General features: G+C 38.8%; 11 protein-coding genes. 3 read left to right on the top strand and 8 right to left on the bottom strand.

Annotation, left to right across the window (positions count from 1 at the left end; translation table 11 throughout):
* Positions 1–45: 45 nt before the first annotated feature.
* The 8 genes from MR041_RS05140 to gltB form a co-directional block, all read right to left on the bottom strand.
* Positions 46–1,920: a SulP family inorganic anion transporter gene (locus tag MR041_RS05140; protein WP_242092531.1), complete on the bottom strand. Its 1,875-nt coding sequence runs from the start codon at positions 1,918–1,920 to the stop codon at positions 46–48.
* 84 nt (positions 1,921–2,004) lie between these two features.
* The gene (locus MR041_RS05145; RefSeq protein ID WP_242092532.1) at positions 2,005–2,670 is read right to left on the bottom strand and encodes a DUF2490 domain-containing protein; all 666 of its coding nucleotides are present in this window, start codon (positions 2,668–2,670) and stop codon (positions 2,005–2,007) included.
* A 27-nt stretch (positions 2,671–2,697) separates the two neighbouring features.
* On the bottom strand, positions 2,698–3,327 hold the full coding sequence (locus tag MR041_RS05150) for a carbonic anhydrase family protein (RefSeq protein ID WP_242092533.1): 630 nt from the start codon (positions 3,325–3,327) through the stop codon (positions 2,698–2,700).
* A 25-nt stretch (positions 3,328–3,352) separates the two neighbouring features.
* Entirely contained in the window at positions 3,353–4,183 is an 831-nt protein-coding gene (locus tag MR041_RS05155) for a universal stress protein (protein ID WP_242092534.1), read from the bottom strand.
* A gap of 12 nt (positions 4,184–4,195) precedes the next feature.
* Entirely contained in the window at positions 4,196–5,788 is a 1,593-nt protein-coding gene (locus tag MR041_RS05160) for a SulP family inorganic anion transporter (RefSeq protein ID WP_242092535.1), read from the bottom strand.
* Positions 5,789–5,877: 89 nt separating this feature from the next.
* Complete coding sequence (locus MR041_RS05165; protein ID WP_242092536.1) at positions 5,878–6,174, bottom strand: hypothetical protein; 297 nt, start codon at positions 6,172–6,174, stop codon at positions 5,878–5,880.
* Between the two features lie 128 nt (positions 6,175–6,302).
* Positions 6,303–7,766 carry a glutamate synthase subunit beta gene (locus MR041_RS05170; RefSeq protein WP_242092537.1) on the bottom strand — a complete coding sequence of 488 codons (1,464 nt, stop codon included), beginning with the start codon at positions 7,764–7,766 and terminating at the stop codon, positions 6,303–6,305.
* 5 nt (positions 7,767–7,771) lie between these two features.
* Entirely contained in the window at positions 7,772–12,286 is a 4,515-nt protein-coding gene (gene gltB, locus MR041_RS05175; RefSeq protein ID WP_242092538.1) for a glutamate synthase large subunit, read from the bottom strand.
* A gap of 517 nt (positions 12,287–12,803) precedes the next feature.
* Between gltB and MR041_RS05180 the strand changes: the two genes are divergently transcribed.
* The 3 genes from MR041_RS05180 to MR041_RS05190 all read left to right on the top strand — a co-directional run bounded on the left by MR041_RS05180 (position 12,804) and on the right by MR041_RS05190 (position 15,581).
* The gene (locus MR041_RS05180; RefSeq protein WP_242092539.1) at positions 12,804–13,805 is read left to right on the top strand and encodes an outer membrane beta-barrel protein; all 1,002 of its coding nucleotides are present in this window, start codon (positions 12,804–12,806) and stop codon (positions 13,803–13,805) included.
* A gap of 197 nt (positions 13,806–14,002) precedes the next feature.
* A complete protein-coding gene (locus MR041_RS05185) occupies positions 14,003–14,341 on the top strand; it encodes a P-II family nitrogen regulator (RefSeq protein ID WP_242092540.1) in 339 nt (112 codons plus the stop codon).
* 22 nt (positions 14,342–14,363) lie between these two features.
* Positions 14,364–15,581, top strand: coding sequence for an ammonium transporter (locus tag MR041_RS05190; protein WP_242092541.1), 1,218 nt, complete (start codon positions 14,364–14,366; stop codon positions 15,579–15,581).
* Positions 15,582–15,598: the final 17 nt, after the last annotated feature.

Raw genomic sequence — 15,598 nt, forward strand, 5'->3', positions numbered from 1 at the left:
GTTGTCGCACGGAAGGGCCTGGTATCATTTAAGACACTCAACTGGCTACATTTTTTTTTCGATGTTTTTTAGATTGGCTTTGATCCATTTGGTGCACTCCTTAAAGCTGTCGAAAACGTGTTCTTCGGATACCAAATCCGGAATAATGTCAATCCGTTCCATCATATAACGCGGTTGTTTCAGTAATCCCACCAAAAGGACCATAATACCGGATTTTTCTAAATCCACTAAAACATCTTCTAAAGCGTATAGACCAGACTGATCTATATATTGCATACGCCCCGTTCTAATAATGACTGCCTTTGCCGAATCTGGAATCTGTTTAGCAAGTTGCTGAAAATCACTGGTGGATCCAAAGAACAAGGGGCCCTTTAAATGTTTTATAAAGACCTGTCCTTTTAAGCTTTCCGGAAAGTCCAATTCGTCCGCCCAGGCTTTCTCTTTTAATAACGGTTTAACATCCGACCTTTCGGCCGTAAGGTCACCTATTTTTTTCATGAACATAAGAGATGCAATTACCAAACCAATCCCAACGGCGTATACTAAATTCCAAAATGTTGAGAGCAATAAGACGGTCAACATAACCATGACTTCTGAGCTCAATCGTATAGGTCCCAGTTTCAAATCGCGCGGTAAACTTGGAATAGCTTTTAAACCTTTATAATCCATAACTCCGATTCCTACAGTTATTAGGATACCGGCCAAAACAGCCGCCGGGATTTTAGAGGCAATGGGTCCCAATCCCAATAAGATAATCAGGAGCATCACTCCAGCAATCATTCCGGATAATTTGGTTTTCCCTCCTGAGGTAATATTTACTACAGTCCGTATTGTAGCTCCGGCACCCGGAATGCCTCCAAATACTGCTGCGATACTGTTGCCAATGCCCTGGCCTACCAATTCTTTATTAGGTTTGTGTTTGGTTTTAGTCATATTATCGGCAACGACACTCGTTAACAGCGAATCAATGGCTCCGAGTAAGGCCAATGTTAATGCCGTAAAAATGTAAGGCGACACGTTGGTAAGACTGAAGGTGCTGAAAATTTCCAGATTGGGAACAGGAAAGCCACTGGGTATTTCTTCAATAGGCCTGTAATTTAAACCAAAACCAACCGCAATACCGGACATTACAACTAAAGCTACCAATGTACTTGGCACCGCTTTGGTAATGCGTTTGAAACCATAGATAATAAAGATGGTCCCTAATGCCAAAATGAGTTCAAGCCAATTTATATTCTCTAATGCCCTGGGCAATACCTTAAGAGCACCATAGGCCCCAGAGGCCTCCTTAGCAGCCAAAGTTTGCGATTCTTTTAAAATATCAGCCTCAGTAGTTTTTTCTGCTCGGTTGATGGTTTCTTTAAAATTTTCTAAAACTAATATGCCCTCTCCGGCTTCTTCCTTCAAGATGTTTTCAAGAATGACCTCCTCTGCCACAGGTTTAAATCGATTTACAAAATCGTCGTCTTCTTTAGGGTAATAACCTAAGGAGGGTAAGATTTGTGTGAGAAGAATAATAACCCCGATGGCAGTCATAAATCCTGATACTACCGGATAAGGGATATAGCGAATATATTTTCCGAGACCTAATACACCTAAGCCAATCTGCATGACACCGGCCAACAAAAAAACGGTTAGTATTATCGGCAGGGCTTTATTGACATCACCGTCATTACCTGCAATGATCCCTGCAATAACCACCATACTAACCGCAGTCATAGGAGCAGTTGGTCCGGATATTTGTGTGTCTGTTCCTCCGAATAAAGCAGCGAAAAAGCTAATGAATATCGCACCATATAATCCTGCAGTCGGACCCAATCCTGATGATACCCCAAAAGCTAATGCCAAAGGCAAAGCAACGATTCCAGCCGTTATTCCACCAAAAGCATCTCCTTTAATGTTTGAAAACAAGTTTTTCATATAACAAATAGTTAAGTATAAATCAATTTATAAAATGAACCATGACATTGCTTACAAACATCTTCAAAAGATGTATCTCTCTAATTAAAAATTAACAAAGGTTATGATATTTATTTGATCCCTTCCAGAGGTTTCAAAAAATTGGTTCATATAACCTAATTCAATTTTTACGGCTTCTGACAGTTTCAGACCAAAGCCTCCATACAATCGATTTCGATCGAAAACAGATGACTTCGTATTGAGAAAAATCTCATTATATGCTGATAAATATAACGGATTTTTACCAGATTCTTTATTTTGTAAGGGCACATTAATTCCTAAAAAATAGCGAAATCGTAATCTGAAATCTGATTCTACAAAGCGCTGTTCAAAACGATAACGGTGATTCAACTTAACAATGCCAACCTCCTGTTTTGAAATGAACTGCTGAAATATACGGTGCTCATTAACCGAATTCTTATCCGTGTCATTGATATAGTTTTTGGAAAGAATATAACCATAACCTAAAAGCACATTCGATTTGTTATTGTTAAAGCTGTAACCCAAACCAGTGCGCAATAACAACTGCTCTAAATCTCCAACAGCATCGTAATTTCTGTATTGCACTTCATTATGGATGTTCCAGGAATCATTAAGCTTCTTATTGCCAAAATAAATCAACCAATTACCCAGATCACTATTTTGACCTTGTATGAAGAAAAATGGCATTAACATAAAGGTTAATGCCATTACTGCTATTTTCTTTTTCATCTATGTGAATTTTTTGAAACTTCTTAATTATTCATAAAAAGTAACAGCACCTGATTTTATATCATACATTCCTCCAATGATTTTAATTTCACCATTTTTTTCCATCTCAGATAAAATGGGACTTTCTTCATGTATTCTTTCTATTGTCAAATGAACGTTCTTTGCAGCTACATTATCTACAAACTCCAAATTCGAAGAATTTCTTAGGCTCTCATCCTGCGGTTCCTTTACCGCGTTCACGGCAGGAGTTATCTTTTGAATTAATTTCGTAAGATTGCCCATTTCGGCATGGTCGCAGGCACCTTTCACTGCCCCGCAACTCGTGTGACCCAATACCACAATCAACTTTGTTCCTGCCAGTTTACAGGCAAATTCCATACTGCCTAAAATATCTTCGTTAACAAAGTTGCCTGCAATTCGAACACTGAAAATATCTCCAAGTCCCTGATCGAATACTAATTCTGCAGACACTCTGGAATCAATACAACTTAAAATAGTGGCAAATGGGAATTGTCCGTCACTAGTGTCATTTACCTGCTCCAAAAGGTTTCTATTGGCTTTTAGGTTATTTTGAAATCTGATGTTTCCCTCTTTTAAAAATTGTATGGCCTTTTCCGGGGTCATTGTGGCCTGGGTTTCTTTGGTATGTGCTTTCATATTTAAATGCTTAAATAATTTTTTATTAATTACTGTAATCAGGATGTTCCACTCCCGTTAATAACATGGATACATTTAAATTATCCATCATTGTTTTTAGATCGGACATAAAGTTTTTAGACTTGCTCTTCATGTTTGTTTTGGATCGCTCCAGGAGTAACAAGTTAACATTATTTTTCAACATGTAATTCGAAATGCTTTTAACCGTATTATCAGTGTATTCAAAAACATATTCATCTACAGGTTCAGAAACCGTCTCTTTGATTTCTTCTAACTCCTTCGCGTTCTTCACAATTCTAAACGATTTTAATGGCTTAACCGAAGTATTAATTAATTCTTTAACAAACATTAAATTCGAGGTGTCTTCCGAATTATTAAATAACCCCAAGGTAAGATCTTTGTCAAGTTCAAAGGCATTCTCATCTGCCGAGATCATTATTGGACCTGAAAATTCTTTAATTACAAAATCTGCTATGTTATCTCCGGATAAATTGATTTTTTTTGATTTTCGTTTTCCCAGCACAATAATGTCAGGTTCAATTTCCTGGATATATTGGGTTATTTCATTTTTTACATTACCATAATGTAATGAGCAATTTATGTTAATACCAGAGGCTTCGGAAATTGGTTCTGTAGTAATTAACATCTCCTTTTTAATTTTAAAGTGCTCTTTGTTTATGGTCCTCATGGCAGACAACTGGCTTTCCTTTTCAACTAATTCAGTTGGTTTTTTCACATATAATACATCGATGTCTGCATCAACGATTTTTGCAAGACCAGCAGTATTTTTTAAAATTGATTCTACAGATTTATTAAAATCTGCCAATACTAATATTTTGCGTTTTACATTTTTCATTTTTTCACTGTTTTAACTTAAACCTAAACTTGATTGTGGTCTCTCTTTAAAGAATTGAATAAAACTAGGTGGATTTTCCACAACCCCACGTTTGGAAACAAGTTTTATGTCAATATTTCTTTCCTTTGCCTTTAAGGCAAAATCTTCCAATATTTCGATGATGTCATTATCCAAATATCGGGTTTTTATGAGGTTAATTTCTAAGAAAGTATCTCTAGGCAAGCTGTCTAATTCCTTTAGAATAGCTCCTTTATTAAAAAAGGTAACCTCTTCAGCTAAAGTCATTTTAATTCTGTGCTTGCCATTGCTTTTATCTTCAATATGAAGAAAATGAGAATTTTGATAGCTCTTTAATAAAATAACAACGATACCTACAGCTAATCCTAAACCAATACCCCAGAGCAAATCGATGAAGACAATACCTAAAACGGTTACTGTAAATGGGATGGATTGCTTCCAGCCCAGGTCATACATCTGTTTAAATAATTTCGGTTTGGCCAGTTTATATCCTACAACTAATAAGACCGCGGCAAGTACCGATAAGGGTATCATATTTAAAAGTTTCGGAATTAAGATAATGGATATTAACAAAAATATACCGTGAATTATGGTCGATAGTTTTGAAACACCACCGGATTGAATATTGGCAGAACTTCGGACAATAACCTGGGTAATAGGTAATCCTCCAATTAAACCGGAAAGGACATTACCTGTTCCCTGTGCCAGTAATTCTCTATTTGTAGGGGTCACATTTTTGTGGGGGTCTAACCGATCTGTGGCCTCTACACACAGTAAGGTTTCCAAACTGGCTACAAGAGCAATGGTGAATGCCACGATCCAAACATCAGGACTTGTGATCACGCTAAAATTTGGAAAACTAAATTGCGCTAAAAAGGATGCCGTATCTTCAGGCACTGGAACCGTCACCAAATGAGATTGCTCAATAGCCAGCGAAGGATTTGTTCTGGTAAGTGCAAAGAACACAATTCCGACTATAACTGCCACTAATGGGCCTTGTACAAGCTGAAAAATTTTAGCTTTTTTCGACAAGACCTTTTCCCAAAGGATTAAGATTCCCAAACCGACAAAGCCTATGATCATGGAACCCAATACAATGTTATCCGCAATATGGAAAATTGCTGAAAAGGTGTTTTCACTGGAAGATTGAAAAAAACTATCGGCACCTTCCGGCTCCGCATCATATCCAAAAAAATGGGGGATCTGTTTTAGGATTATTATAATACCTATACCGGTAAGCATGCCTTTAATTACGGAGGATGGAAAGTAATATCCGATAACTCCGGCCTTTAAGACGCCGAACAGTAATTGAATCAAACCACCAAGAACAACCGCTACCAAAAAATTCTGATAGCCTCCAAGGGTTCCAATTGCAGATAAAACAATAGCAGCTAAACCTGCCGCCGGACCACTGACACCGATATTGGAGCCACTCAAACTACCAACAACAATGCCTCCTACAATTCCTGCTATTAATCCTGAAAAAAGTGGCGCACCACTTGCAAGGGCAATACCCAAACACAAGGGTAATGCAACAAAAAATACGACTATGCTCGCTGGCAAGTCATTTTTAATACTTTTAAACATATAAATGAAAGTTAATTTTAATTGAACAATACGTAATTCGTACCATCTGATTAGTTAAAAACAGATAGCTATAAAACAGGCAATAAAAATTAACTTAAATCTGGCGGGGGAGAGATAAGGTTTAAATGGGGTTTGGTGTAATTTTTCGAGAAATACACTAAAATATGCTCAGATTCATAGAGACTGAGATTGGACTCGTAATTGTTGGAATGTGAAAAAAGAACCTCTATATTTTTATTTTTTTCACTGCCCTTTTCTTCTTCCTCAGTCATGGAATAAAAAATGGAAGTGTCTATTGTGCCGTCCATAATAGTTATCGCAGTAGGCGCTATTATAAAGCCAATAAAGATTACAGTAAAAAAAGTTACTATAAGGTTCTTATTCATTTTTTGGTGTTAAACTACAAATATAACATTTAGCTTGATTTAAACTGTTAAAAGAAGTCTAAAAAATGTAAAACAAAAACGGGAATGCTAAATGCCCTTATGAATATTTAAACATCCAAATGCGAATTTTATAAAGCGACCAAATCACCGCTGGCATCTTTCGTCGTCAAATCAGATTTCCCCATAAGGAATATATCAACTTGTCTTGCTGCTTCACGCCCCTCTGAAATCGCCCATACAATTAGTGATTGGCCACGACGCATATCTCCGGCAGTAAAAATATGTGATACATTGGTTTGGTATTTACCATACTCGGCCTTGTAATTAGACCGCGCATCTCTTTCTATACCTAATTTTTCTGCTAGGGTGCTTTCAGGTCCGGTAAACCCAAGGGCTAACAATGCCAAATCACATGGCCATATTTTTTCGGTGCCTTCCACTTCTATGAGTTGTGGGCGCTCACCCGGAACCATTTTCCACTCCACATTTACCGTTTTTAGGGCTTTTAGCTTTCCATTCTCATCGGTGATGAACTCTTTTGTGTTGATTAACCAATTGCGTTCAACACCTTCTTCATGAGACGATGAGGTTTTTAACTGTAAGGGCCAATAGGGCCATGGCGTTGTTGGTGAACGGTGCCCCGGTGGTTTGGGCATAATTTCAAAGTTTGTAACGGATTTAGCCCCCTGACGGTTGGAAGTTCCTATGCAGTCAGATCCGGTATCACCACCTCCTATAACAATGACATCCTTATCGGTTGCTAAAACCTGATTTTGAACTTCTTTACCAAATAGCACCTTGGTTTGTTGGGTTAAAAAATCCATGGCTTGTACCACCCCATCAGCATCAATTCCGGGAGTCGGTAAACTTCGTCTTTCTGTAGCCCCACCACAAAGGACTACCGCATCGAATGCCTTGAGTTTTTCGACATCATAATTAACACCTACGTTCATGTTGGTTTTAAATGTGATGCCTTCTTCCTTTAAGATATTCAAGCGTCGATCAATAATTTCTTTTTCCATTTTAAAATTAGGAATACCATATCGAAGCAGTCCACCAATTTCGTCATCGCGCTCGAAAACAGTTACCGTATGTCCTGCACGATTTAATTGCTGTGCTGCAGCAAGACCCGCAGGACCGGAACCAACAATGGCAATAGTTTTACCTGTTCTAGTCTTTGGTGGTTGGGGTTTTATCCATCCTTCTTTAAATGCGCGTTCTACAATATTTTTTTCAATATTTTCAATAGAAACAGGGTCTTCGATAAGTCCCAAAACACAGGATTTTTCACATGGGGCGGGGCATAATCTGCCCGTGAATTCGGGAAAATTATTTGTTGAATGTAAAATCCAGGAGGCTTTTTGCCACTCTCCCTGATGAACCATATGATTAAAATCCGGAATTAAATTGCCTAAAGGACAACCACTGTGACAGAATGGGATACCACAATCCATACACCGTGAACCTTGTTTGGATAATTCGGTTTCACTCATCGATACCGTAAATTCTTTATAATGTTGAATCCGTTCTTTTACAGGCGTGTATTGTTCATCTTGCCTCTCAAATTCCTTAAATCCTGTTACTTTTCCCATAGCATTTAAACTGTTGTTAATTCTTCAACCATTGGTTCTTCAGTCTCAATACGCTTCAATGCGACTTTGTATTCTTTTGGCATCACCTTTACGAATTGCGGTAAATAGTCCTCCCAATTCTCTAAGATTTCAGTGCCCTTTTTGCTTTGTGTATAAGTGACATGTTTTTCAATAAGTCCCTTTAATTCCTCCGCATCGCTTTCCAATATTGGATCAAAATCTATTGTTTCCTCATTGCAAAGGCCTTTTGTGAAATTCCCACTGGAATTCAATACATAGGCATAGCCTCCACTCATACCTGCTGCAAAATTTCTTCCCGTCTTACCCAGGACAACGACTTTACCGCCGGTCATGTATTCACAGCAATGGTCGCCTACACCTTCAACAACGGCGATAGCTCCCGAATTACGCACCGCAAAGCGTTCACCGGCAATACCATTTATATAGGCCTGACCTTCAACTGCACCAAACAGGCATACATTACCAACAATGATATTTTCTTCGGCCAAAAACGTTGCTTTTGAAGGTTTTTTCACAATTATTTTTCCTCCGGATAAGCCCTTGCCAAGGTAATCGTTTGTATTTCCCTCAAGCATAAATGTCAGTCCATTTGCAGCAAAAGCACCAAAACTTTGACCGGCTGATCCGGTAAAATTAACATTGAGGGTGTCCTCAGGTAGACCTAAATGCCCATATATTTTGGAGATTTCATTACTTAAGATGGCGCCAACGGTGCGATCTGTGTTTTTAATCTTGTAAGTAAGTGAGGTTTTCTCCTTTCTATATATCGCTTTGTGCGAGTCCATTAGAATTTTAAAATCAAGGAGGTCTTCCAAGTCATGATCCTGTTTTTCGGTGTTCTTAACAGGGAGCTTACTGTAAATAGAGGGTCTGTACAGTATACTGGATAAATCAAGTCCCTTAGCTTTATAGTGCTTAATGGCTTTGTTTGTATTTATCTTGTGTGTCTGTCCAACCATTTCATCTAAGGTCCTGAATCCTAATTGCGCCATAATGCCTCTCAATTCTTCGGCAACATAGTAAAAGAAGTTGATGACATGTTCCGGAGTCCCCTTAAAGTTTTTGCGTAATTCCTTGTCCTGGGTGGCGACACCTACAGGACAGGTATTTAAATGGCATTTACGCATCATAATACAACCCGAGGCAACAAGTGGAGCGGTCGCAAATCCGAATTCTTCCGCACCGAGAAGAGCAGCTATCGCTACATCACGCCCGGTTTTTAATTGCCCGTCGCATTCTACAACAATACGACTCCTCAACTTGTTTAAAACCAAAGTTTGTTGGGCCTCGGAGAGTCCGAGTTCCCAGGGTAATCCCGCATGTTTTAAGGACGTTAATGGTGATGCTCCCGTACCGCCGTCGTAACCGGAAATAAGAACCACATCTGCTTTTGCTTTGGCCACACCCGCCGCAATAGTTCCCACACCAACTTCGGACACTAATTTCACATTAATTCGAGCTTCCCGATTGGCATTCTTCAAATCGAAAATAAGCTGTGCCAAATCTTCAATGGAATAGATATCATGGTGAGGCGGAGGTGAAATTAAGCCAACAAAGGGTGTTGAGTTTCGTGCTGCCGCAATCCACGGCAATACTTTTTCACCGGGTAATTGCCCGCCCTCACCGGGTTTTGCCCCCTGGGCCATTTTAATTTGAATTTCCCTGGCATTTGTAAGGTAATGTGACGTCACTCCAAAACGACCAGAGGCAACTTGTTTGATAGCAGAATTTCGGCTATCCCCATTGGGATCCGGATGAAAACGATTCCTGTCTTCACCGCCCTCTCCGGAATTCGATTTCCCACCAATACGATTCATGGCTATCGCGAGATTTTCATGAGCTTCACGTGAAATCGAACCATAAGACATTGCACCCGTTTTAAATCGCTTTACGATTTCTGTCCAGGGTTCTACTTCTTCAATGGGTATAGGGTTTAGGTTGTCAAATTCAAACAGGCCTCTAATGGTCATCAATCGCTCCGACTGCTCATTCACAGCTCTGGCATAGGTATCGTAACTTGCCTGGTCGCTTAGGCGCACAGCCTGCTGCAACTTCGCAACGGTAGTAGGGTTGAACATATGGCGCTCGCCATTTCGTCGCCATCGGTAATCACCGCCAATATTAAGCCCTAATCGTTTATCAATTAATTTGTCCGGATAAGCATATTTATAACGCTCGTTGATTTCTTTTTCTATTTCATAAAGGCCAATACCCTCTATTCGGGAAGCCGTATATGGAAAATATTTTTCAACAAATTGCGAATTGAATCCAACAATTTCGAATATTTGGGAACCCCTGTATGAATGAAGCGTAGAAATACCTATCTTATTCATAATCTTTAAAATACCCTTCCCAATGGCCTTATTAAAATTCTCAACTGCTTTATCTTCATCCATCCCGGTGATAAAACCTTCTTTCACCTGCATTCTAATTATTTCATTTACCATGTAAGGATTAATGGCACTGGCACCGTAACCAAATAATGTGGCAAAATGATGCGGTTCACGAGGTTCAGCAGACTCTATTATAATATCGAAGACCGAGCGTTTTCGTAAACGGTTCAACTGATGGTTTACATAGGAACAAGCCAATAAGGCGGGAATAGGTGCAAACTCTTGATTTACCCCTCTATCGGATAGAATGATAATATTAACTTTATTTTCAATGGCCTTCTCTACTTGCTTAATAATGTCTTCCAGGGCATCTTCCAAACCATTCAGTCCTTGAGCTTTCGGATAGAGTATATGAATGGTTTCTGCTTTAAAGCTTTCGATTTGAATGGTTCTGATTTTTTCCAAATCGGCATTGGAAATAACCGGATTTTGAATTCTCAATTTTCTGCACTGACGCTCTGTAATACTGAATATATTGCGGTCTTTACCTAAATTCAGAGAAATATCCGTAACAATTTCTTCGCGTATGCCATCTAAAGGTGGGTTGGTTACCTGTGCAAATAACTGTTTAAAATAATTGGAGATAAGTTGTGGCCTATCTGATAAAACGGCTAAAGGGGTGTCGGTACCCATAGATCCCAATGCTTCCTTGCCTTTAATGGCCATTGGTGTGATAATCTCCTGAATATCTTCAAACGTATAATTGAAGAGACGTTGCCTTGTTTTTATGTCAATCGTTTCTATCGGACAAGTATCATTGGTGTAGGGCACATCTCTTAAATGCAGACGTGTTTTGTCTAACCATTCTTTGTAAGGGCGCTCTGAAACGATCTTGCTTTTAATTTCTTCATCCTTGATGATGCGGCCTTTATTCATATCAACCAAGAACATTTTACCGGGTTCCAGTCGACCATGGCTCTCGATATCTTCAGGATCCAGGTCTACAACACCTATCTCTGACGACATAATCAGTTTACCGCTTTTCGTAACGGTGTATCGCGATGGGCGTAATCCGTTTCTGTCCAGAAGCGCACCAATATAATCGCCGTCGGTAAAGGGTATGGAAGCCGGACCATCCCAAGGTTCCATGATACAACAATTGTACTCGTAAAAGGCTTTTTTGCCTTCAGACATGGTCTTGTGCTTTTCCCAGGCCTCCGGAATCATCATCATCATTATTTCAGGTAAAGACCGTCCTGTATGGGTAAGTAGTTCAACCACCATGTCCATAGATGCAGAATCGGATTTACCGGGCAGTATGATGGGAAATAACTTTTCAATATCCGGTCCGAAAATATCACTCTTCATAATTTCTTCCCGAACACGCATTCGACTCACATTACCACGTAAGGTATTGATTTCACCATTTTGGCACATAAAACGGAAGGGCTGAGCCAATTCCCAGGTCGGCATGGTGTTGGTGGAAAATCTTTGATGCACCAACGCCAGGCGTGTAACCAGATCAATCTGCTGTAAATCGGTATAATACGGACCGATATCTTCGGGTTTAATTATGCCCTTGTATATAATTGTGGTATTGGATAAACTGGGTATATAAAAATAGGAGCTCTCGGATATTCTTGAATTAATAATTTCGTGTTCGGTAATTTTTCGGGCAGCGTATAATTTTGCTTTAAAGATAGGTTCATCAATGCCATCGGGTTTACCAATGAAAATCTGTTCAATTTTCGGTTCGGAAGCCTTAGCTATTTCCCCTAGTTGGGCCGAATCTACCGGAACTTCTCTCCAACCCAGAACCGTAAGGCCTTGAGCAATGATTTCCCTTTCGAAAATGGTCTTGCAATAGCGGTGTTGATTTCTGACTTTTGGTAAAAAAACCATACCCACGGCATAGTCTCGAGGCGCCGGTAAACTAAAGTTGCAAACGCGGTTAAAATAATCGTGAGGAATATCGATTAACAGTCCTGCTCCATCACCTGTTTTACCATCGGCGCTAACGCCACCTCGATGCTGTAATTTCACCAGAATTTCAAGAGCGTCATGTATAATTTGATTCGTCTTTTCTCCTTTAAGGTTGCAAATAAAACCCGCGCCACAATTTTCGTGTTCATAATCAGGCGAGTAAAGTCCTTGTTTGTTCAACATAATCAACAATTTTTGATTTAAAAATCATGAGTTGGAAAAGCTAATATAGATACTAGACTTCGAATTTCAATGATGTCAATTTCATTATTTCGATTTTCGAGGCATTGCCATTAGAAAAATAAGTATATATCAATTATTACGGCATATTTTAATAAAAATTCAATAGATGAAATCCACTAATAAATGTGCATCTATGAATTAATATCAACGATTATTGAATTTAATGAAATTAAAACCATTAAAAAAGTAAAAACGCTGATAATTATTCAATGATTTAAATTGTAAAAAATTTAAAAAATCATATTATATAATTTATACCCTCAAAAAAAAGGGGGTAAAAATGAAAGATTGATAAAAATCATTTTTTTACCCCTAAAATATATGGGGGTAAATTTATTTTAATATAGTTTTACGCCGTTCTTAAGGAAATTTTTAGGTCTTTATACAAATAATAATAACCAAAAATCAACTCAAAACTGAGACCTAAAAAAAATAATAACTTAAAATGAAAACTATTATGAAAAAACTTATTACACTTTCAATGCTTTTTATGGCAACAGTAGTATTTGCTCAGGAAGAAGCTGAAAAAAAATTATCTATCAGCGGTAGTGTAGACGCTTATTTTCAAACCTATCTAACAGCTCCTGACAATCAAGGCGTTGCATTTGGAACTGCTTTTGCAGAGCAATCAGGGTTTGCAATTGGTATGGCAAACATTATTGTTAGTTATGAGGGCGAAAAAGTAGGTGCCGTACTTGATCTGGTGACTGGACCAAGAGGTGCAGGTGCCACTTTTAACACAGATATTGTTGACGGTATAGTAAATCAAGCTTATGTATACTGGAATGTATCTGAAGGGACTACCCTTACCCTGGGTCGATGGAATACATTCTTAGGTTACGAAGTTATTGCTCCTGCCGCAAACTTCAACTACAGCTGTTCTTATTTATTTTCCAATGGGCCTTTCTCGCATGTCGGGTTAAAGGCAGATTTTGCTTTATCTGATGATGTAAGCTTAATGTTGGCTATTACAAATCCTTGGGATACCAATAATATTTCATACTCTGGTGAGTATGGACTTGGGGCACAATTAGGATTTTATGGCCAATACCTAAACTTGTATTACGACAGTGATGAGGATGATGGATTAGGATTCGAAATTGATTATACTGGTGGTTTCGACCTATCAGAGTCCTTTTTCTTAGGAATCAATGCTGCTTATAATGACAAAGATGGTTCAGGTTTCTATGGTGCTGCATTATATCCTCAAGTGGCAACTAGCGATTCTTTTAGCCTTGGTTTAAGAGGTGAATATTTTGGATTGCACGGTGACGATAATCCAGATGAAGAAAGCGTATTAGGGCTCACTTTAACAGGTAGTTACACTGTTGAAAACTTAATCATCAAACCGGAAATAAGATTGGACTCTTGGAGTGACGCCATGCCTTATATAGATAATGATGGAGCTGCATCCGATAATTTAGCAGCCTTTACTTTAGCCGCAATCTACTCATTCTAATATAAACCAACAGTGCATTCCGGAAACGGAATGCATTGTTTTCTTAAAATATAGTTACTAACCGATAAAAATAATTAGCATGTCTTTACTTGAAACGTCTGTGAATGTTCTTGAAAAAGAGTTTCTAGATTGATCCAGACAAGGACTATTCCTTATATTGTCGCTTTTGTAACTGACTAATTAAATTTTACATTATTATGAAAAAAATTGAAGCAATTATTAGAAAGTCCAAGTACAGTGCAGTAAAAGAAGCATTGCATGATGTTGGCGTAAATTTTTTCTCATACTGGGATGTTACCGGATTGGGGAATGAAAAGGAAGGACATGTTTACAGAGGCATCTCCTATAGTACAAGTGATATTCAACGTAGGTTTTTATCCATAGTTGTGAATGATGATTTTGAAGAGGCCACGATACAGGCCATATTAAAGTCGGCCGCAACTGGTGAAGTAGGTGACGGTAAAATCTTTGTGTCCGATGTCACAGAGGTTTACAGGATACGAACCGGAGAAAATGGAGGAGAAACTTTAAGATAATAATTATCAAATACTAAAAATTATGGAATTACTTACAACAAATAATGTATGGATGATGATCTGTACGGCTCTAGTTTTCTTTATGCATGCGGGATTTGCATTTTTGGAAATTGGATTAACGAGACAAAAAAACACAATAAACATATTGTTTAAAAATATCTTTATTATCACGGTAGGATTACTGTTGTATTACCTGGTTGGATTTAATTTAATGTATCCAGGTGAATTCAATGGGTATCTTGGTTCTATCGTTCCAGGCATTGCACCTCCTGAAAATGGGATGACTCCAGACTATGCCGATGGAGGTTATACATGGTGGACCGACTTTTTATTCCAGGGGATGTTTGCTGCCACAGCGGCAACCATTGTGTCCGGAGCTGTAGCTGAACGGATTAAAATCGGACCGTTTATGATTTTTACTGTATTGTATGTCGGTCTGATATACCCAATAGCAGGCTCATGGAAATGGGGAGGCGGATTTTTAGATGAATTAGGTTTCTACGATTTCGCTGGTTCTACATTAGTACATTCTGTTGGTGGATGGGCTGCGCTAATTGCCGTGTTCTTATTAGGCCCTAGAATTGGAAAATATAAGGACGGTAAGCCTCAGGCTATACCAGGGCACAATATTCCATTGGCCACTGCCGGGGTGTTGATACTTTGGTTAGGATGGTTTGGGTTTAATGGAGGTTCCGTACTTTCAGCCGACCCTGAATTAACATCAATTACCTTGGTAACCACATGTTTGGCCGCTGCTGCCGGAGGTGTTGTTGCAGCATTTGTATCCTTCTTGAAATTTAAGAACCTGGATTTAACCATGTTCCTCAATGGAATCCTTGGTGGTTTGGTTGGTATTACAGCGGGAGCAGATGTCATGACACCGGAAAGTGCTATTCTAATTGGTGCTATAGCAGGTGCGCTTATTGTATTTGCGGTAAGTACTATCGACAGATTACGTTTGGACGATCCTGTTGGAGCCATTGCAGTACACTTAATTTGTGGTATCTGGGGAACTCTGGCTGTTGGTATATTCTCAACCAACCCGGATCATAATTTTATGGCCCAGTTAACTGGTGTTGCTTCCTATGCTGCCATATGTATTGTGTCTTCATTCCTGATTATCTTCACATTGAAGAAGATCGTTGGTATCAGAGTTTCTGAAAAAGAAGAACTGGAAGGCTTGGATTCCCATGAACATGGTATGGATGCCTATGCAGACTTCAGGATGAATGAACATTAATAATCATTTTACCAGAT

Source organism: Aestuariivivens sediminicola (assembly GCF_022662015.1).
GTDB lineage: Bacteria > Bacteroidota > Bacteroidia > Flavobacteriales > Flavobacteriaceae > Aestuariivivens > Aestuariivivens sediminicola.